This is a genomic window from Enterobacter cloacae complex sp. FDA-CDC-AR_0132 (genome assembly GCF_003010695.1).
In the GTDB taxonomy this organism is placed as follows: Bacteria; Pseudomonadota; Gammaproteobacteria; order Enterobacterales; family Enterobacteriaceae; genus Enterobacter; species Enterobacter ludwigii.
Genome location: NZ_CP027618.1, coordinates 4,368,762 through 4,388,019, shown reverse-complemented (window position 1 = coordinate 4,388,019; position 19,258 = coordinate 4,368,762). Strand labels below are relative to the sequence as shown.

Here is a 19,258-nt window from a genome sequence, read left to right as displayed (position 1 = left end):
TAACGGTAAGGTACCCGGTGTTCTCACGTAAGCATCGGGTATTTCTTACGACGTTAATGGCTGTTTCATCTCATCTTCGTTTGCTTGCTTTACTCCCCCTCATTCCGGTCGGAGCCGTTCACGGTGCGCCGAATTCCTTTGTGCAACAGGCACAGAACCCCTTTGATAACAACGGGGATAATCTGCCCGATCTCGGCATGGCGGCGCCCACGACCGAGGGCGAAAAACATCTGGCAGAAATGGCGAAAGCGTTTGGCGAAGCCAGTATGACCGATAACGGCCTGACGACAGGCGAGCAGGCGCGTCAGTTTGCCTTTGGCAAGGTGCGTGACGCGGTGAGCGGCGAAGTGAACCAGCATATTGAATCCTGGCTTTCGCCGTGGGGGAACGCCAACGTGAACTTGCTGGTGGATGACGACGGCAAATTTAACGGCAGCAGCGGCAGCTGGTTTATTCCGTGGAACGATAACAACCGTTATCTGAGCTGGAGCCAGCTTGGCCTGACGCAGCAGACTGACGGTCTGGTGAGCAATGCCGGCATTGGGCAGCGCTGGGTTGCCGGAAAATGGTTGCTCGGCTACAACACCTTTTACGACAACCTGCTGGATGAAAACCTGCAGCGTGCCGGGTTAGGTGCGGAAGTATGGGGCGAGAACCTGCGTCTGTCTGCGAACTATTATCAGCCCTTTGCCGGCTGGCGCGATCGCTCTGACATTCAGGAGCAGCGCATGGCCCGGGGGTACGACGTGACCGCTAAAGCGTGGCTGCCGTGGTTCCATCACCTGAATACCAGCGTCAGTTTTGAGCAATATTTTGGTGATAACGTTGACCTGTTCAACAGCGGTACCGGTTATCACAACCCGGTGGCGGTCAATCTGGGGCTGAATTATACCCCCGTTCCGCTGGTGACCCTCACCGCCGGGCATAAGCAAGGGGAGAGTGGGGTGAGCCAGAATAATCTTGGCCTCAAACTCAACTACCGCTTTGGCGTGCCGCTGGTGAAGCAACTTTCTGCCAGTGAAGTCGCCGCCACTCGTTCTCTGCGCGGCAGTCGCTATGATTCGCCAGAGCGGGATAACCTGCCGGTGATGGAGTTCCGCCAGAGCAAAACGTTGTCAGTCTACCTGGCGACACCGCCGTGGGATCTCAAAGGGGGCGAAACCGTGATGCTTAAGCTGCAGATCCGCAGTAAGCACGGGATTCGCCAGCTGCACTGGCAGGGAGATACGCAGGCGCTGAGTCTGACATCGCCGGCCAACAATACCAGTGAAGACGGCTGGAGCGTGATTATGCCTGCCTGGGATGACAGTGAAGGCGCGAGCAACCGCTGGCGGCTTTCGGTGGTGGTCGAAGATAATGATGGCAAGCGCGTCTCGTCCAATGAGATCACGCTGGCTGTGGCGCAACCGCTTGTGGCATTACCCGCCGACGATCCGCGCTGGAAGCTGCTGCCGGATGAGTAATGCTTAAAAAATACGTTCCTGGTGTACCCATACCGCGGCTTCAACCCGCGATTTTAACTTCATTTTCTTCAGCATATGTTTCACATGCACTTTGACCGTGCTTTCGGTGATATCCAGGCGACGCGCAATCATTTTATTCGGCAGGCCCTGGGCAATCAGCTTTAGAATATCGCGCTCACGCGGCGTTAACTGACTGACATCGCGATCCGAGGTGGCGCGGTTTGCCCGCAGGCTGGCGGCCAGCACCGGGGTTAAGGCTTCGCTCAGCACCATCTCACCCGCGGCGGCCTGTTGCAGGGCCTTAAGCAGGTCTTCCGGCTCCATATCTTTCAGCAGGTAGCCGTCCGCGCCACGCTTGAGCGCCGTCACCACATCCTCTTCATGATTCGAGACGCTAAAAACCACTACGCGTCCGGAGAGCGATTTTTCCCGCAGCTTGTCGAGCGTTTCCAGACCGTTCATGCCCGGCATGTTGAGATCGAGCAGGATCAGGTCGGGATCAAGCGATTCGGCAAGCTCAATGCCCTGTTCGCCATTGCTGGCTTCGCCAACGACGGTGATATCGGGTGCCATGCTGACCAGCTGTTTAACGCCAGTACGCAGCATCGGATGGTCGTCGATCAACAGGATGGATGCCGGTTCCTGATTAGTCATGGGTTTCTCCTTGAGCAGTTGTGAGCGGTTTTTCGGGAATAAAGGTGACCACGACTTCCGTGCCACCTGTCTCTCGCCGGCGAACCTGGCAATCACCGCGCAGGCTTTGGGCGCGGTCTCGCATGATAATTAAACCATAATGGTTAGTTCTTTCGGCATTTTCCGGCACGCCGCAGCCGTTGTCATGAACCGTGAGCCTGACCTGATTATCGTGCTGGCTGACGGTAACGGTGACCGCCGTCGCGTCAGCGTGTTTGAGCACGTTGCTCAGGGCTTCACGGGCGATCTGCAGTAGATGAATCGCCTGATGGGAGGGGACAAACCGCGGCGGCAGCTGATAATCAAGCTTCACCGGGAACCCCAGTCGGGCGCTAAATTCATGGCAACTGGACTCCAGCGCGGGGCGCAGGCCAGGCTCGGTCAGCTGCAGGCGGAAGGTGGTTAATAGCTCGCGAAGCTGAATCCATGAGGTATTGAGTTCGTTGCGGATCTGGCTCAGCAGCTGTTTGTTGCTTTCCGGCATCTCCGCATCCTGCATCTGCAGACAGCTGACCTGCATTTTCATACAGGAGAGCGACTGGGCGATGGAGTCATGCAGTTCGCGCGCGATAGTCGCACGCTCTTCCATGACGATCAGCTGCTGTTGCTTTTCCTGATGGCGGTCGAGCGCCAGCGTAGCGGTCAGCTGCTCGACCAGCGTATCGACCAGCTGCTGCTGATCGTGGCTCAGATGCCGCCCGGCGGGCAGCGTGGCCAGCAGGATACCGTACTGGGTATGGCTGTCCGTCAGTCGCCACTTCAGCGTCGTACCGCCGGAGGTGAGGGGCGGCAAGCCTCGCGGGCAAAGATGACAGCCTTTGTCATCGCAGGACATGTCGGACTGACAGGTAAATTCCTGATGATTATCTTCATCTTCAACATCGTAGACCCGCAGCTCCAGGTCATGCAGCAAGGTCAGATTTTGCAGGCCATTCAGCACCGGCGAGAGGCGTTCACATAACGGCACCTGCATATGCAGACGACGGTTGGCCTGCCACAGGAAGGAGAGAATTTCGTTTTTCTGCTCCAGCCCTGCCGTTTTCTCCTGCACGCGTTTTTCCAGCACGGCGTAGCTTTCGGAGAGTTCTTCCGACATGGTATTGAGCGCCTGGCCAAGCATCGCCATTTCATTCCGCCCGCTGATATGCGTGCGCTGAGTAAAATCACGTGCGGTTACCGCGCGGGCCATCGCCAGCAGCTGTTTCCAGGGGTTCAACAGCCGGGCGCGCAGCCAGAGGATGGTGAAAATCAGCAGCAGCCCCATAAACAACGCCATGGCGCGGTGAACCATCAGCACCCGGTCGATACGCAATTCGGTGGTCTGATCGAAAGAGGAGACCAGCGCGTCAATGCGCGACACAAAGCCCGCGACGTCCCGTGCCACGGTCTCAGTATTGCGCGCCTGTTTCAGACCAGGCTGAAGCTGGGTGTGCCAGTAGTTTTGCAGGGATTTAAGCTGTGATTCCTGCCCGTCACGGATGGCGGCGCGTTCCAGCTCCGGGCTGAACGCGGTACGCTCCATTTCGTCGATCAGAGGCTGATCGTCTTCCGTCAGCGGTACCGACGCCAGCAGGCGATAACTCTGCATGCGTAGAGAGCCTGCCTCGTTGATGGCATGCGCATTACCCTGTACGCCCTGTACCAGCCAGCCAGAAATCGCCATACCGGTCACACCGAGGGCGGTGGACAGCATAACGATCAGTGCCAACTGGTTAACCAGTGTTAGCGGAGATAAACATCTTTTTAACATAGAGTTGCCGGGCTCCTGACGTGGCCTGCTTGCAGGAATGGCGCTATTCTGGTGCATACCCAGGAGTATACCCATACCAATAAAGGATTACCCCTAAATTGCCAACGGAGTAAGCGGCAGGAGGAGGCAGTATCGGAGACGCTTCAGTGCCGTGAAAAACCACGTCTTTTTTACTGAAATAGCCTACTCACTAAGGATAAGGGCTTTTTTCGCGCTGTAAAACCTCCCACTTTTCCTTTGATTTATATCAACTTACCGCCGCCCTAAAACCCTAATGTTTGCAGCATCATTCGAGAATCAGAGGTGTCTATGAGTCACTCATCCGCTCCCGAAAGGGAAAATGGTGCCGTTATTACTGAATGGCGTCCAGAGGATCCGGCGTTCTGGCAACAGCGCGGCCATCGTATAGCGAGCCGGAATCTGTGGATTTCCGTTCCGTGTTTGCTGTTAGCGTTTTGCGTATGGATGTTGTTTAGTGCAGTGGCAGTCAATCTGCCAAAAGTGGGTTTTACCTTTACGACCGATCAGCTGTTTATGCTGACCGCGTTGCCGTCGCTGTCCGGTGCGCTGCTGCGCGTCCCTTACGCGTTTATGGTGCCGGTATTTGGTGGTCGTCGCTGGACGGCGTTCAGTACGGGCATCATGATCGTACCTTGCGTGTGGCTGGGTTTTGCGGTGCAGGATACCTCCACGCCTTTCAGCGTGTTCGTGATTATCTCCCTGCTGTGCGGTTTTGCTGGCGCTAACTTCGCCTCCAGTATGGCGAACATCAGCTTCTTCTTCCCGAAAGCGAAGCAGGGCGGTGCGCTGGGTATTAACGGCGGTCTGGGAAACATGGGCGTAAGCGTGATGCAGTTAATTGCACCGCTGGCAATCTCTGTCTCCATTTTTGCAGCCTTTGGCGGCGGTGGCGTCGAGCAGGCAGATGGTTCTTCCCTGTACCTGCAGAATGCGGCGTGGATTTGGGTTCCGTTCCTGGTGGTCTTCACCCTGGCGGCATGGTTCTTTATGAACGATCTGTCGGCATCTAAGGCTTCGCTGAGCGAGCAGTTGCCGGTGCTGAAACGCGGCCACCTGTGGGTCATGGCGCTGCTTTATCTGGCAACCTTCGGGTCGTTTATCGGTTTTTCCGCAGGCTTTGCCATGCTGTCCAAAACACAGTTCCCGGAAGTGCAGATCCTGCAGTTTGCCTTCTTTGGTCCGTTCATCGGTGCCCTGGCACGTTCACTGGGCGGGATGGTGTCTGACCGTCTGGGCGGAACACGCGTGACGCTGGTGAACTTTGTGATCATGGCTGTTTTCTGTGCGCTGCTGTTCCTGACGCTGCCAGCCAATGGCCAGGGGGGGAACTTTACCGCCTTCTTCGGCGTGTTTATGGTGCTGTTCCTGACGGCCGGTCTGGGTAGCGCATCGACCTTCCAGATGATTTCCGTTATCTTCCGTAAACTGACGATGGATCGCGTTAAAGCGCAGGGCGGAAGCGAAGAGCAGGCCATGCGTGAAGCCGCGACGGATACGGCTGCTGCACTGGGCTTTATCTCTGCCATCGGCGCAATTGGCGGTTTCTTTATTCCGAAAGCGTTCGGTATCTCTCTGGACCTGACCGGCTCTCCGGCAGGAGCAATGAAAGTCTTCCTCGTTTTCTATATCGCCTGCGTAGTGATTACGTGGCTGGTATATGGCCGTAATACCAAAAAAAATAAGTAAGTGTGATTATCCGTTTGCGCGGCCTTCGGGCCGCGTTTTTTTATTACTACAGTAGTTACAACATACTGATGGCGTTTGAGGAACAATGCCTGCGGGTAACACTGTGATCGCCATCGCTTTACAGGGCGGTCTACCCCTTAATACCTGAGATGTTAAATTTAGCCCTGCTTTTTGTACGATAAATTATAAATATCATTATAAATTAATGGATTATAAAAATTAAAAATCTACCGCTTTGGTGGTATCCGATCTAATACCCCACCTGAAACTCCCTCTCCGCCTTGATCGTTATCAATTCTCGCCATCTATCAGAGCGTTACCTTCGCTGCAAATCAGCAATGTCGATTTAGAGAGCCACAGGCTCCATACAGGAGATACCCGATGAGCAAATTTTTGGACCGGTTTCGCTACTTCAAACAGAAGGGTGAAACTTTTGCCGATGGGCACGGCCAGGTTCTGGAGACCAACCGGGACTGGGAAGACGGTTACCGTCAGCGCTGGCAGCATGACAAAGTCGTCCGTTCGACCCACGGCGTGAACTGCACTGGCTCATGTAGCTGGAAGATTTTCGTTAAAAACGGCCTGGTGACATGGGAAATGCAGCAGACCGACTATCCACGTACCCGTCCGGATATGCCAAACCACGAACCTCGTGGCTGCCCGCGTGGTGCAAGCTACTCCTGGTATCTGTACAGCGCCAACCGTCTGAAATACCCTCTGATGCGCAAACGCCTGATGAAAATGTGGCGTGAAGCGAAAGTGCTGCACAGCGATCCGGTTGATGCCTGGGCATCCATTATCGAAGATGCCGACAAAGCAAAAAGCTTTAAGCAGGCGCGTGGGCGCGGTGGTTTTGTTCGTTCTTCCTGGAAAGAGGTCAACGAACTGATTGCTGCCTCTAACGTTTATACCGTCAAAACCTACGGACCGGACCGCGTTGCAGGCTTCTCGCCTATCCCGGCGATGTCGATGGTCTCTTACGCCTCAGGTGCTCGCTATCTGTCGCTTATCGGCGGAACCTGTCTGAGCTTCTACGACTGGTACTGCGACCTGCCGCCAGCCTCTCCGCAGACCTGGGGCGAGCAGACCGACGTGCCGGAATCCGCTGACTGGTACAACTCCAGCTACATTATTGCCTGGGGTTCTAACGTTCCACAGACCCGTACGCCGGATGCCCACTTCTTCACGGAAGTGCGTTACAAAGGCACCAAAACCGTTGCGGTGACCCCGGACTATGCGGAAATTGCCAAGCTGTGCGACCTGTGGCTGGCACCTAAACAGGGTACCGACTCCGCGATGGCGCTGGCGATGGGCCACGTGATGCTGCGTGAGTTCCACCTCGATAAACCCAGCCAGTATTTTACTGACTATGTCCGTCGTTATACCGACATGCCGATGCTGGTCATGCTGGAAGAGCGTGATGGCTATTATGCAGCGGGCCGTACGCTGCGTGCCGCCGATCTGGTGGATGCGCTGGGTCAGGAAAACAATCCTGAGTGGAAAACGGTCGCCTATAACAATAACGGCGAGCTGGTGGCACCCAACGGCTCTATCGGTTTCCGCTGGGGCGAGAAGGGCAAGTGGAACCTCGAGCAGCGTAACGGTACCACCGGTGAAGAGACTGAACTGCGTCTGAGCATGTTGGGTAGCCAGGACGAAATTGCTGATGTGGGCTTCCCGTACTTCGGCGGCGAAGGGTCCGAGCATTTCAACAAAGTTGAGCTGCAGAACATCCTGATGCATAAGCTGCCGGTCAAACGTCTGCAGCTGGCGGATGGGTCGACGGCGTTAGTGACAACCGTGTATGACCTGACGCTGGCCAACTACGGCCTGGAGCGCGGCCTGAATGATGAAAACTGCGCAACCAGCTACGACGACATCAAAGCGTATACCCCAGCCTGGGCAGAGCAGATCACTGGCGTACCGCGTGCACACATCACCCGTATCGCCCGTGAATTCGCTGAAAATGCTGACAAGACGCATGGCCGTTCAATGATCATTGTTGGTGCCGGTCTGAACCACTGGTATCACCTTGATATGAACTATCGTGGCCTGATCAACATGCTGATCTTCTGCGGTTGTGTGGGTCAAAGCGGCGGCGGCTGGGCGCACTATGTCGGCCAGGAAAAACTGCGTCCGCAGACGGGCTGGCAGCCACTGGCGTTTGCCCTCGACTGGCAGCGTCCGGCGCGTCATATGAACAGTACGTCTTACTTCTACAACCACTCCAGCCAGTGGCGCTATGAGACGGTAACGGCCCAGGAACTGCTGTCGCCAATGGCGGATAAATCCCGCTACAGCGGCCATCTGATCGACTTCAACGTCCGCGCAGAACGCATGGGCTGGCTGCCGTCTGCACCTCAGTTAGGAACTAACCCGCTGCGCATTGCCGACGAGGCGAAGAAAGCGGGCATGACCCCGGCGGATTACACCGTCAAGGCACTGAAAGACGGCACCATTCGCTTTGCGGCCGAGCAGCCTGAAAACGGCAAAAACCATCCGCGTAACCTGTTTATCTGGCGCTCTAACCTGCTGGGCTCCTCCGGTAAAGGCCACGAGTACATGCTGAAATATCTGCTGGGTACTGAAAACGGTATTCAGGGGAAAGATCTTGGCAAGCAGGGCGGCGTGAAACCAGAAGAAGTGGAGTGGAAAGACAACGGTCTGGACGGCAAGCTGGATCTGGTTGTGACGCTGGACTTCCGTCTATCCAGTACCTGCCTGTATTCCGATATCGTGCTGCCAACTGCTACCTGGTATGAAAAAGACGACATGAATACCTCGGATATGCATCCGTTTATTCATCCGCTGTCTGCAGCCGTTGACCCGGCGTGGGAATCCAAAAGCGACTGGGATATCTACAAAGATATCGCGAAGAAATTCTCCGAAGTGTGCGTAGGACATCTGGGCAAAGAGACCGATGTGGTGACCCTGCCGATTCAGCACGACTCTGCAGCCGAACTGGCGCAGCCGATGGACGTGAAGGACTGGAAAAAAGGCGAGTGTGACCTGATCCCGGGCGTGACAGCGCCGCACATTATTCCCGTTGAACGTGACTACCCGGCAACGTACGAACGCTTTACCTCTATTGGCCCGCTGATGGAAAAAATCGGTAACGGGGGTAAAGGGATTGCGTGGAATACCCAGAGCGAAATGGACCTGCTGCGTAAGCTCAATTACACCAAAGCGGACGGCCCGGCCAAAGGCCAGCCAATGCTGAACACGGCCATTGATGCTGCAGAAATGATCCTGACTCTGGCACCGGAAACCAACGGTCACGTGGCGGTGAAAGCATGGGCGGCACTGAGTGAGTTTACCGGTCGCGATCATACCCATCTGGCGACGAATAAAGAGGAAGAGAAGATCCGCTTCCGCGATATTCAGGCTCAGCCGCGCAAAATTATCTCCAGCCCGACCTGGTCTGGCCTGGAAGATGAACACGTCTCCTACAACGCTGGCTACACCAACGTTCACGAACTGATCCCATGGCGTACCCTGTCCGGTCGTCAGTCCCTGTATCAGGATCACCAGTGGATGCGCGACTTCGGTGAGAGCCTGCTGGTTTATCGTCCGCCAATCGATACCCGCTCCGTGAAAGCGGTAATGGGTACGAAATCGAACGGTAACCCGGAGAAGGCGCTGAACTTCCTGACGCCACACCAGAAGTGGGGCATTCACTCCACCTACAGCGACAACCTGCTGATGCTGACGTTGTCCCGCGGTGGCCCAATTGTGTGGATGAGCGAGACGGACGCCAAAGATCTGGGCATTGAAGATAACGACTGGATCGAAGTGTTCAACAGCAACGGTGCGCTGACGGCGCGTGCGGTTGTCAGTCAGCGTGTCCCGGCCGGGATGACCATGATGTACCACGCGCAGGAACGTATCGTTAACCTGCCGGGTTCTGAAATCACCGAGCAGCGCGGCGGCATTCACAACTCCGTGACCCGTATTACGCCAAAACCGACGCACATGATCGGCGGCTATGCGCAGCTGGCCTACGGCTTTAACTACTACGGCACGGTAGGATCTAACCGCGATGAGTTCGTGGTGGTACGTAAGATGAAGAATATTAACTGGTTAGACGGCGAAGGTAATGACCAGGTACAGGAGAGCGTAAAATGAAAATTCGTTCACAAGTCGGCATGGTGCTGAATCTGGATAAATGCATCGGCTGTCATACCTGCTCAGTCACCTGTAAAAACGTCTGGACCAGCCGCGAAGGGATGGAGTACGCGTGGTTCAATAACGTGGAAAGTAAACCCGGCACAGGCTTCCCAACCGACTGGGAAAACCAGGATAAATGGAAGGGCGGCTGGATCCGTAAAATCAACGGTAAACTGCAGCCGCGCATGGGTAACCGTGCGATGCTGCTCGGTAAAATCTTCGCCAACCCGCATCTGCCGGGCATCGATGATTACTACGAGCCGTTTGATTACGACTACCAGAACCTGCACAACGCGCCGGAAAGCAAACATCAGCCGATCGCACGTCCACGCTCGCTCATTACCGGACAGCGTATGGATAAGATCACCAGCGGTCCAAACTGGGAAGAGATTCTGGGCGGCGAGTTCGAAAAACGCGCCAAAGACCAGAACTTCGAGAACATGCAGAAGGCGATGTACGGCCAGTTCGAAAACACCTTCATGATGTATCTGCCGCGTCTGTGCGAGCACTGCCTTAACCCGGCGTGCGTGGCGACCTGTCCGAGCGGAGCCATCTATAAGCGTGAAGAAGATGGCATTGTGCTGATCGACCAGGACAAATGTCGCGGCTGGCGTATGTGTATTACCGGTTGCCCGTACAAAAAAATCTACTTCAACTGGAAGAGCGGCAAGTCTGAGAAGTGCATCTTCTGCTATCCGCGTATTGAAGCCGGTATGCCAACCGTCTGCTCTGAGAGTTGCGTGGGCCGTATTCGTTACCTCGGCGTGCTGCTGTACGACGCGGACGCGATTGAAAATGCAGCCAGCACCGAGAACGAGAAAGATCTCTATCAGCGTCAGCTGGACGTCTTCCTTGATCCTAACGATCCGAAAGTGATTGAGCAGGCGCTGAAAGACGGCGTTCCGCAGAGCGTGATTGACGCGGCGCAGCAGTCTCCGGTGTACAAAATGGCGATGGACTGGAAGCTGGCGCTGCCGCTGCATCCGGAATACCGCACGCTGCCGATGGTCTGGTACGTGCCGCCGCTGTCTCCGATCCAGTCTGCTGCGGATGCAGGTGAACTCGGCAGCAACGGCATTCTGCCAGACGTGGAAAGCCTGCGTATCCCGGTTCAGTATCTGGCAAACCTGTTAACCGCAGGGGATACCCAGCCGGTCCTGCTGGCGCTGAAACGTATGCTGGCGATGCGCCACTTCAAACGCGCTGAAACCGTTGACGGTGTTAACGATACCCGTGCACTGGAAGCGGTAGGTCTGACCGAAGCCCAGGCGCAGGAGATGTACCGTTACCTGGCGATTGCCAATTACGAAGACCGTTTCGTGGTGCCGAGCAGCCACCGTGAACTGGCTCGCGAAGCCTTCCCGGAGAAAAATGGCTGTGGCTTTACTTTTGGCGACGGTTGCCACGGTTCAGACACGAAATTCAATCTCTTCAACAGCCGCCGCATCGATGCCCTGGATGTGACGAGCAAAACGGAGCCGCACCAATGATTGAACTTGTCATTGTTTCGCGTCTGCTCGAGTACCCGGATGCTGCGCTTGCGCAGCATCAGCAGGAGCTCTTTGATGCACTCGCGTCATCTGAACATCTTGAGAAAGAGGATGCCCAGACACTGGCCGTTTTCCTCCGGGACCTGTTAGCGCGCGATTTACTGGATGCACAGGCGGATTACAGCCAGCTGTTTGACCGCGGACGCGCGACGTCGCTGCTGCTGTTCGAACATGTTCACGGTGAGTCACGTGACCGCGGTCAGGCGATGGTTGACCTGATGGGACAGTACGAGCAACACGGCCTGCAGCTCGACAGCCGCGAGCTGCCGGACCACCTGCCGCTCTATCTTGAGTATCTGGCGCAGTTGCCTAAAGAGGAGGCGCTGGGGGGTCTGCAGGACATCGCGCCGATCCTGGCGCTGCTCGGCGCACGACTTCAGCAGCGCGAGAGCCGTTACGCGGTGCTGTTCGACCTGCTGGTGAAGCTCGCCAACGCATCGGTCGACAGTGAAAAAGTTGCGGAGAAGATCGCCGATGAAGCCCGCGATGATACGCCACAGGCGCTGGATGCGGTCTGGGAGGAGGAGCAGGTGAAATTCATGGCTGACCAGAACTGCGGTGAGTCTGAAATCTCCGCTCACCAACGTCGTTTTGCCGGAGCCGTTGCCCCGCAATATTTGAATATCTCTAACGGAGGACAGCAATAATGCACTTCCTGAATATGTTCTTCTTTGACATTTACCCGTATATCGCGGGCACCGTGTTCCTGGTGGGAAGCTGGCTGCGTTATGACTACGGCCAGTACACCTGGCGTGCTGCCTCCAGCCAGATGCTCGATCGCAAAGGGATGAACCTGGCTTCTAACCTGTTCCACATCGGGATCCTGGGGATTTTTGCGGGTCACTTCCTCGGAATGCTGACGCCGCACTGGATGTATGAGTCATTCCTGCCGATTGAGGTGAAGCAGAAAATGGCGATGATTGCCGGCGGTGCCTGCGGCGTGATGACGCTGGTGGGCGGTTTACTGCTGCTCAAACGCCGTCTGTTCAGCCCGCGCGTTCGCGCGACCACCACCGGCGCGGACATTCTGATTTTGTCCCTGCTGATGGTGCAGTGTGCGCTGGGTCTGCTGACCATTCCGTTCTCGGCTCAGCATATGGATGGCAGCGAAATGATGAAGCTGGTCGGCTGGGCGCAGTCTGTGGTGACTTTCCACGGTGGTGCGTCTGAGCACCTTGACGGTGTGGCGTTTATCTTCCGCGTGCACCTGGTGCTCGGGATGACGCTGTTTGTGCTGTTCCCGTTCTCTCGTCTGGTGCATATCTGGAGCGCACCGGTGGAGTATCTGACGCGCAAATATCAGATTGTTCGCGCCCGTCGCTAATGTGCTGATTTGATCCCAACCCCGCACTCGCGGGGTTTTTTCTCGCCCCAGCCCAGGTTATTACCTGCCGCCGCAAACAGTATCAATGCACCCCCTGCCAGTTGCGTGATATTCAGCGAGTGTCCGAACACCACGTTATCGACAATTATGGCCACCACGGGATAGATAAAAGACAGAGAACCGGTAACGGGCGTCGGGAGCTTCTGGATCGCGCTATACAGCAACTGATACATGATCCCGGTGTGGACGACACCTAACGTCAGTAAAATCGGCCATGGGAAATCAGCTGATAATGCCGGCTGGTGGGCGAAGGGCAACAGCATGACCACGCCGGTCAGTACCTGAATAAAGGCGATATGCTGGGGCGCAACTGATTTCAGTCTGCGGGCGATTATGGCTGTCAGTGCGTAGAAGAAAGCGGCTCCCATCGCCAGACCGATTCCTGCGAGCCAGCCTTCGCCCTGTGCGCCATTCAGCTCACTGGAGAGCAGGATGACCACGCCGCCAAAGGCGAGAACGAGCCAACCCCATTTCACCAGGCTCACGCGTTCTCCTAAAAACATCCCCGTCAACACCAGCATAAACGGCTGAGTGTTATAGACCACGGTAGAAAGGCCGATTGAAATACGTTCATAAGCCGCGAACAGCAGCAACCAGTTCACCACTAACGCAACACCGCCCAGAATTGCCAGCAGTAGCGTGACACGGGTGAGCGGACTAAATGGTTTTCGACTTATTCGGATGAAAATAAAAAGGGCCATCGCCCCGATCAGGCATCGCCAGAAAACCACTTCCGTCACTGGCAGGCCGGAAAGCAGAACAAACGCGCCAATCGAGCCGGAAATTAACATCGCCAGGCTCATCTGCCAGACGCCTTTTTGTACATCACCCATTGTTCACCTCCTGATTAATGACGATATTGTCGAATACCGCTGTCGGGAATAACATGGCTGATATAAGGTGAAAGACAGTGATGACTTTTTTAAATTAGGTAAAAACGATGGAAAACCTTCTCGATGACATCGATCGCCAAATCCTGGCCTGTCTGGTTGAGGATGCGCGCATGTCGCTAAAGGTACTCAGCGGACGTATTGGACTGACATCTCCCAGTACAGCAGAGCGTCTGAAAAGACTGGAAGAGCGTGGGGTGATTGAAGGGTATGGCGCGCGCGTCAATCTGACGGCGTTGGGGTATACGTTGCAGGCGCTGGTGCGGGTTCGTCCTTTACCGGGGTTGCTGCAAAAGGTAGATAAGTACATTCAGGCCATGCCGGAATGTATTGAGAGCGATAAAGTCACCGGTGAAGACTGCTTTGTTATCAGGCTGGTCGTGCGGTCGATTGAGCAACTGGATGCGTTGCTTGATGGTCTGGCGGAACATGCTCAGTGTAATACGTCGATCGTGAAAAGTTCACCGGTGAAGCGCCGGTTGCCACCAATGTGATCGTCTGTTGCTATGCATGACACATCGTTTGAAATACATCACTGGATTGGCTTTGAGATGATGGTGGTGGGGGAAGGATTCGAACCTTCGAAGTCGATGACGGCAGATTTACAGTCTGCTCCCTTTGGCCGCTCGGGAACCCCACCAGGGGTAATTCAAATTTTGAGGTAATGCTGAGAGATGGTGGTGGGGGAAGGATTCGAACCTTCGAAGTCGATGACGGCAGATTTACAGTCTGCTCCCTTTGGCCGCTCGGGAACCCCACCACGGGGTAATGCTATTTACTGGCCTGCTTCCTGCTGGAAGCGGGGCGCATCATATCAAATGAGACGCCCCTGTAAAGCGTTACCACAATAAAAATAAACTGGTTGCCTGAATTTTACGCGTTAAGCTGTAAAGCTAACCAGTTCATTTTCTTGTCGATTAAAGAATAATCGTTCTGTTACCGTAAACGAACACACGTTGCGCAAGGACCTGATAGAGCGCACGACTGAGTACGTTCTTCTCTACGTCACGCCCGGCGCGCATCATATCTTCTGCGGTATAGGTGTGATCCACGTGAATCACGTCCTGCATAATGATTGGGCCTTCGTCCAGGTTGTCATTCACGTAGTGCGCGGTGGCGCCGATGATTTTCACACCGCGTTCGTACGCCTGGTGATAAGGACGTGCACCGATAAAGGCTGGCAGGAATGAGTGATGGATGTTGATGATCTTGTTCGGGAAACGCGCCACGAAGGATGGGGTCAGCACACGCATGTATTTCGCCAGTACCACGTAATCCGGGTTATGCGCTTCGATAGCATTGGCCATCAGGTTGTCATGTTCTTCACGGGTATGGCCTTCATGGCTGACCAGCTCAAACGGAATATCAAAACGTTCAACCAGCGTGCGCAGCGTCTCGTGGTTACCGATAACGGCAGCGATTTCAACATCAAGGCCACCGTAGTTTGCTTTCATCAACAGATCGCCAAGACAGTGGGCTTCTTTCGTCACAAGAATTACAACGCGACGACGGCCAGCGGGGGTCAGTTCACGCACGGAGCCTTCAGGCAGCGCGCTGTCGAGATCGGCAAGCAGGGTGGTGTCGTTGAAAATCCCTTCGAGTTCGGTACGCATAAAGAAGCGTCCGGTACGGTGGTCAACGAACTCGTTGTTCTGCACGATATTCAGTTCATGCTTATAACAAATGTTGGTAATTCGTGCGATCAGCCCTTTTTGATCGGGACAGATGGTGCGCAGAACTTTACGTTGTAGTGATTGCATCGCCGGGAAATCCTGTTTGAGTATTTGCGAAGTCTGGGTTGTCAGGCATTACTGCCCGCAACACTTTTTAAATTTTTTACCTGAACCACAAGGGCAGGGATCGTTACGACCAAACTGAGGGCGCGTTCCGTCAATATAATACCATTGCCCGCTTTCCTTTAAGAACCGGGAACGTTCGATAATGGCACTGGGCTTATTGCGTTCGATAAAGCGGGCAACGAAGCTGACATAACCTTCATCAGCATCACTTCCCGTTGACGATTCATAGACGGTAAGGCCTAGCCATTGGGTATTAGCAAACCCGGCTTCAATATCCTGTCTGAAATCGGCAGCGTGGCAGGACGGGTGCCAGGTTTTAATCAGGTAGTCTGCGTCTTTGATCACAAAAGCAGTATACCGTGAACGCATGAGGTGTGACGGGTCTGGTGCAACCTGATCGCCAGACAGATATCGCTGACAACATAGGCTATACTCCAGAGCGCTACCACAAGGGCAGAGTTGAGACACGATTCTCTTCCTGGAACAAAAAATAAGGGCGTTAAACGCTTCGGGTAGCACCATGTTAACTGAGCAGTTGCGTTGATGCTATGTCAGGAATCCAGGGGACGTAAAACAGGGCTAATGAGAAAGGTTAAAATTGGACTGGCGCTGGGCTCAGGTGCAGCCCGGGGATGGTCGCACATCGGCGTGATAAATGCCTTAAAGCAGATGGGCATTGACGTTGATATTGTTGCAGGGTGTTCAATCGGATCGCTTGTGGGGTCCGCATACGCGTGCGGAAAGCTTCCGGAACTTGAAACCTGGGTACGCTCCTTCAGTTACTGGGACGTATTGCGCCTGATGGATCTCTCGTGGCAGCGCGGTGGGTTGCTGCGCGGTGAACGGGTCTTTAACCAGTTCCGTCAGATTATGCCTCTCGATGACTTCAGTCATTGTCAGTTACCCTTCGGTGCCGTTGCGACGAACCTCAGTACCGGCCGCGAACTCTGGCTTACCGAAGGGGATATCCATCTTGCCGTTCGCGCGTCCTGCAGCATGCCGGGCTTAATGGCCCCTGTTCCGCACAACGGTTACTGGCTTGTCGACGGAGGCGTTGTTAACCCGGTCCCCATTTCCCTGACCCGCGCTATGGGTGCCGATATCGTTATTGCCGTGGATTTACAGCACGACGCTCATCTGATGCAACAAGACCTGATGCCAGTCAATCTTCAGAGTGAAGATGCCGAGGGCGAAAAACTGGCCTGGCATGAGCGTCTGCGCGGACGTCTCGGGCGCATGGCCGCCCGGCGTGCGGTAACTGCACCCACGGCGATTGAAATTATGACGACCTCAATCCAGGTCCTGGAGAACCGCCTCAAGCGCAACCGCATGGCTGGCGACCCGCCGGATATTCTGCTTCAGCCGTATTGTCCGCAAATTTCTACCCTTGATTTCCATCGGGCTGAGGCCGCCATCGCAGCGGGCTCGTTAGCCGTCGAAAAGAAAATAGATGAGTTGCTGCCTTTTGTGCGAACAGCACGTTAAGCACCTTTTTTTGACTACTTCAGCAAAATCTGACAGGCGACAGTGCCGATAGCATGCCACTATGTAGTTACTGTCAGCCAGGGGAGGAACCATGACGAAGCCATTGGCCGGAAAACACATTTTGATTGTTGAAGACGAGCCCGTTTTCCGATCGCTACTGGATTCGTGGTTATCATCACTGGGGGCAAACACTTCACTGGCTGACGATGGCATCGACGCGCTGGAAAAAATGGTCAATATCACGCCTGATCTGATGATTTGTGACCTTGAGATGCCACGGATGAATGGACTGAAGCTGGTCGAACATCTGCGCAATGAAGCCAACCAGATGCCGATACTGGTGATTTCCGCCACAGAGAACATGGCGGATATAGCCAAAGCCTTGCGTCTGGGGGTTCAGGATATTCTGCTTAAACCGGTTAAAGATCTTAACCGGCTTCGTGAAACCGTCTTAGCCTGTCTTTATCCCAATATGTTTAATTCCCGGGTTGAGGAAGAGGAACGCCTTTTCCAGGACTGGGACGCCTTAGTGAGTAATCCCCCTGCGGCGGCGAAACTGTTGCAAGAACTTCAACCGCCGGTGCAACAAAATATTTCTCACTGTCGTGTGAATTATCGCCAGCTGGTGGCCGCTGACCAGCCAGGGCTGGTGCTCGATATTGCGCCATTATCGGATTCAGACCTTGCATTTTATTGTCTTGATGTCACCCGGGCAGGGGATAATGGTGTATTAGCCGCTTTATTACTTCGCGCGCTATTTAACGGGTTGCTGCAGGAACAACTCTCCCATCAGGGACAGCGGCTTCCCGAGTTAGGCAGTTTACTCAAACAGGTAAACCAGCTTTTCCGTCAGGCCAATTTACCCGGACAGTTTCCGCTGTTGGTAGGTTATTACCACAGCGGTTTGAAAAATCTTATCCTCGTTTCCGCGGGGCTTAATGCCTCGCTGAATACCGGGGAACATCATATTCAGGTCAGTAACGGTGTCCCGCTTGGAACATTGGGTACGGCTTATCTTAATCAAATTAGCCATCGCTGTTCCTCCTGGCAGTGCCAAATTTGGGGTGCCGGGGGACGGCTACGCTTAATGTTGTCCACGGAATAAGCAGTTGGATCTTAATTTTAAGATTGCTTTACCTGTGATTTACGGGGAGTGCTACTATCGCTGCCCGGAATCATGCGTATTTGTCCTAATTGATCGGCAACGCGTTCTTTTCAGACCCGGACTGCGGGATGAGGCTGATATACTTAACGCGTTATTTATTGCATAAAAGTTCAAAACTTGAACAGCTCAGGAGAATTTGAATGGCTGCCCTAAATTCGAAAGTCAGAAAGGCCGTCATCCCGGTAGCGGGATTGGGGACCAGGATGTTACCAGCAACTAAGGCGATTCCTAAAGAGATGCTGCCTCTGGTTGATAAGCCATTAATTCAGTATGTCGTTAACGAATGTATCGCGGCCGGCATTACTGAAATTGTGCTGGTTACACATTCATCAAAAAACTCTATCGAAAACCATTTCGATACAAGTTTTGAACTCGAAGCCATGCTGGAAAAACGTGTTAAGCGCCAGCTGCTGGAAGAAGTTCAGTCTATTTGCCCGCCACACGTCACCATTATGCAGGTGCGTCAGGGTCTGGCTAAAGGTCTGGGCCACGCAGTCATGTGTGCGCATCCCGTTGTAGGCGATGAGCCTGTTGCGGTGATCCTGCCTGACGTTATTCTGGACGAATATGAATCAGATCTTTCTCAGGACAATCTGGCTGAGATGATCAAACGCTTCGATGAAACAGGCAGCAGCCAGATCATGGTTGAACCTGTGGATGACGTTACCGCTTACGGTGTTGTTGACTGCAAAGGCGTTAACCTTGAACCGGGTGAGAGCGTGCCGATGATTGGCGTGGTTGAGAAGCCTAAAGCCGACGTAGCGCCTTCTAATCTGGCGGTTGTAGGTCGTTATGTCCTGAGTGCTGAAATCTGGCCTCTGCTGGCGAAAACGCCTCCAGGAGCGGGTGATGAAATCCAGCTTACCGATGCCATTGATATGCTGATCGAGAAAGAGACCGTTGAAGCTTACCATATGAAAGGTAAGAGCCATGACTGCGGTAATAAGCTCGGTTATATGCAGGCGTTTGTAGAATATGGCATTCGCCACAATACGCTCGGTGAAGAATTTAAAGCCTGGCTCAAAGAGAGCGCGGGTATTAAGAAATAACTCAGGCTTCATTTGATCTGAACCGGTGAGGCTCTGCCCACCGGTTTTTTTATGCCCATAACACGCCGTCATCACGTCCGATTGTAAGGCAAGCTAAATAGCCAAATAACGCTTTATGACAGAGTGTAAGGGGATGTTTGCGGTAAATTGCGGGTA

The 19,258-nt window shown here is 54.3% G+C and carries 15 protein-coding genes and 2 tRNA genes; 10 read left to right on the top strand and 7 right to left on the bottom strand.

Annotation, left to right across the window (positions count from 1 at the left end; genetic code table 11):
• Nucleotides 1-56 precede the first annotated feature (56 nt).
• Nucleotides 57-1,463 (top strand): YchO/YchP family invasin, encoded by a 1,407-nt coding sequence (locus tag AM379_RS21240; protein WP_106504198.1) that lies wholly within the window; start codon nucleotides 57-59, stop codon nucleotides 1,461-1,463.
• Nucleotides 1,464-1,466: 3 nt separating this feature from the next.
• Here the strand turns inward: AM379_RS21240 and narL are convergent, their stop codons facing one another.
• Together narL and narX are read right to left on the bottom strand one after the other, a co-directional pair.
• Entirely contained in the window at nucleotides 1,467-2,117 is a 651-nt protein-coding gene (narL, locus tag AM379_RS21235) for a two-component system response regulator NarL (RefSeq protein ID WP_003856701.1), read from the bottom strand.
• Nucleotides 2,110-3,906: a nitrate/nitrite two-component system sensor histidine kinase NarX gene (narX, locus tag AM379_RS21230; RefSeq protein ID WP_025203922.1), complete on the bottom strand. Its 1,797-nt coding sequence runs from the start codon at nucleotides 3,904-3,906 to the stop codon at nucleotides 2,110-2,112. Before narX ends, narL begins: the two co-directional genes overlap by 8 nt.
• A gap of 309 nt (nucleotides 3,907-4,215) precedes the next feature.
• On the opposite strand from narX, the gene AM379_RS21220 reads away from it, so the two are divergent.
• The 5 genes from AM379_RS21220 (at nucleotide 4,216) to narI (ending at nucleotide 12,654) form a co-directional block, all read left to right on the top strand.
• Nucleotides 4,216-5,613 (top strand): NarK family nitrate/nitrite MFS transporter, encoded by a 1,398-nt coding sequence (locus tag AM379_RS21220; RefSeq protein WP_020882361.1) that lies wholly within the window; start codon nucleotides 4,216-4,218, stop codon nucleotides 5,611-5,613.
• 381 nt (nucleotides 5,614-5,994) lie between these two features.
• A complete protein-coding gene (locus AM379_RS21215; RefSeq protein WP_106504197.1) occupies nucleotides 5,995-9,738 on the top strand; it encodes a nitrate reductase subunit alpha in 3,744 nt (1,247 codons plus the stop codon).
• Nucleotides 9,735-11,270 (top strand): nitrate reductase subunit beta, encoded by a 1,536-nt coding sequence (narH, locus tag AM379_RS21210; protein WP_106504196.1) that lies wholly within the window; start codon nucleotides 9,735-9,737, stop codon nucleotides 11,268-11,270. The genes AM379_RS21215 and narH overlap by 4 nt, the downstream gene beginning before the upstream one ends.
• Nucleotides 11,267-11,977, top strand: coding sequence for a nitrate reductase molybdenum cofactor assembly chaperone (gene narJ / locus AM379_RS21205; RefSeq protein WP_025203924.1), 711 nt, complete (start codon nucleotides 11,267-11,269; stop codon nucleotides 11,975-11,977). The genes narH and narJ overlap by 4 nt, the downstream gene beginning before the upstream one ends.
• Nucleotides 11,977-12,654, top strand: coding sequence for a respiratory nitrate reductase subunit gamma (gene narI, locus AM379_RS21200; RefSeq protein WP_014170469.1), 678 nt, complete (start codon nucleotides 11,977-11,979; stop codon nucleotides 12,652-12,654). Before narJ ends, narI begins: the two co-directional genes overlap by 1 nt.
• Here narI and AM379_RS21195 read toward each other — a convergent pair.
• Nucleotides 12,651-13,547, bottom strand: coding sequence for a DMT family transporter (locus AM379_RS21195; protein WP_032678339.1), 897 nt, complete (start codon nucleotides 13,545-13,547; stop codon nucleotides 12,651-12,653). The two genes, narI and AM379_RS21195, sit on opposite strands and share 4 nt — an antisense overlap.
• 107 nt (nucleotides 13,548-13,654) lie before the next feature.
• Here AM379_RS21195 and AM379_RS21190 point away from each other — a divergent pair, with 107 nt between their 5' ends.
• The gene (locus AM379_RS21190) at nucleotides 13,655-14,098 is read left to right on the top strand and encodes an Lrp/AsnC family transcriptional regulator (RefSeq protein WP_014170457.1); all 444 of its coding nucleotides are present in this window, start codon (nucleotides 13,655-13,657) and stop codon (nucleotides 14,096-14,098) included.
• Between the two features lie 61 nt (nucleotides 14,099-14,159).
• Here the strand turns inward: AM379_RS21190 and AM379_RS21185 are convergent.
• From AM379_RS21185 to AM379_RS21170, 4 genes are all read right to left on the bottom strand, one after another.
• Nucleotides 14,160-14,244, bottom strand: a tRNA-Tyr gene (locus AM379_RS21185).
• Nucleotides 14,245-14,279: 35 nt separating this feature from the next.
• Nucleotides 14,280-14,364 (bottom strand) — tRNA-Tyr (locus AM379_RS21180).
• Nucleotides 14,365-14,521: 157 nt separating this feature from the next.
• A complete protein-coding gene (gene purU / locus AM379_RS21175; protein WP_014170456.1) occupies nucleotides 14,522-15,364 on the bottom strand; it encodes a formyltetrahydrofolate deformylase in 843 nt (280 codons plus the stop codon).
• A 48-nt stretch (nucleotides 15,365-15,412) separates the two neighbouring features.
• On the bottom strand, nucleotides 15,413-15,871 hold the full coding sequence (locus AM379_RS21170; RefSeq protein WP_032678338.1) for a YchJ family protein: 459 nt from the start codon (nucleotides 15,869-15,871) through the stop codon (nucleotides 15,413-15,415).
• Between the two features lie 114 nt (nucleotides 15,872-15,985).
• Between AM379_RS21170 and rssA the strand changes: the two genes are divergently transcribed.
• The 3 genes from rssA to galU all read left to right on the top strand — a co-directional run bounded on the left by rssA (nucleotide 15,986) and on the right by galU (nucleotide 19,102).
• Nucleotides 15,986-16,888: a patatin-like phospholipase RssA gene (gene rssA, locus AM379_RS21165; protein WP_032669742.1), complete on the top strand. Its 903-nt coding sequence runs from the start codon at nucleotides 15,986-15,988 to the stop codon at nucleotides 16,886-16,888.
• Between the two features lie 91 nt (nucleotides 16,889-16,979).
• Nucleotides 16,980-17,993: a two-component system response regulator RssB gene (gene rssB / locus AM379_RS21160; protein WP_014170453.1), complete on the top strand. Its 1,014-nt coding sequence runs from the start codon at nucleotides 16,980-16,982 to the stop codon at nucleotides 17,991-17,993.
• 200 nt (nucleotides 17,994-18,193) lie between these two features.
• Nucleotides 18,194-19,102, top strand: coding sequence for a UTP--glucose-1-phosphate uridylyltransferase GalU (galU, locus tag AM379_RS21155; protein ID WP_014170452.1), 909 nt, complete (start codon nucleotides 18,194-18,196; stop codon nucleotides 19,100-19,102).
• Nucleotides 19,103-19,258: the final 156 nt, after the last annotated feature.

Coding starts and splice junctions, on each gene's coding strand:
- purU (WP_014170456.1), bottom strand. CDS start 15,364: ATGCAATCACTACAACGTAAAGTTCTGCGCACCATCTGTCCCGATCAA.
- AM379_RS21215 (WP_106504197.1), top strand. CDS start 5,995: ATGAGCAAATTTTTGGACCGGTTTCGCTACTTCAAACAGAAGGGTGAA.
- AM379_RS21195 (WP_032678339.1), bottom strand. CDS start 13,547: ATGGGTGATGTACAAAAAGGCGTCTGGCAGATGAGCCTGGCGATGTTA.
- narX (WP_025203922.1), bottom strand. CDS start 3,906: ATGTTAAAAAGATGTTTATCTCCGCTAACACTGGTTAACCAGTTGGCA.
- narJ (WP_025203924.1), top strand. CDS start 11,267: ATGATTGAACTTGTCATTGTTTCGCGTCTGCTCGAGTACCCGGATGCT.
- rssA (WP_032669742.1), top strand. CDS start 15,986: ATGAGAAAGGTTAAAATTGGACTGGCGCTGGGCTCAGGTGCAGCCCGG.
- rssB (WP_014170453.1), top strand. CDS start 16,980: ATGACGAAGCCATTGGCCGGAAAACACATTTTGATTGTTGAAGACGAG.
- narL (WP_003856701.1), bottom strand. CDS start 2,117: ATGACTAATCAGGAACCGGCATCCATCCTGTTGATCGACGACCATCCG.
- AM379_RS21220 (WP_020882361.1), top strand. CDS start 4,216: ATGAGTCACTCATCCGCTCCCGAAAGGGAAAATGGTGCCGTTATTACT.
- AM379_RS21190 (WP_014170457.1), top strand. CDS start 13,655: ATGGAAAACCTTCTCGATGACATCGATCGCCAAATCCTGGCCTGTCTG.
- galU (WP_014170452.1), top strand. CDS start 18,194: ATGGCTGCCCTAAATTCGAAAGTCAGAAAGGCCGTCATCCCGGTAGCG.
- narI (WP_014170469.1), top strand. CDS start 11,977: ATGCACTTCCTGAATATGTTCTTCTTTGACATTTACCCGTATATCGCG.
- narH (WP_106504196.1), top strand. CDS start 9,735: ATGAAAATTCGTTCACAAGTCGGCATGGTGCTGAATCTGGATAAATGC.
- AM379_RS21240 (WP_106504198.1), top strand. CDS start 57: ATGGCTGTTTCATCTCATCTTCGTTTGCTTGCTTTACTCCCCCTCATT.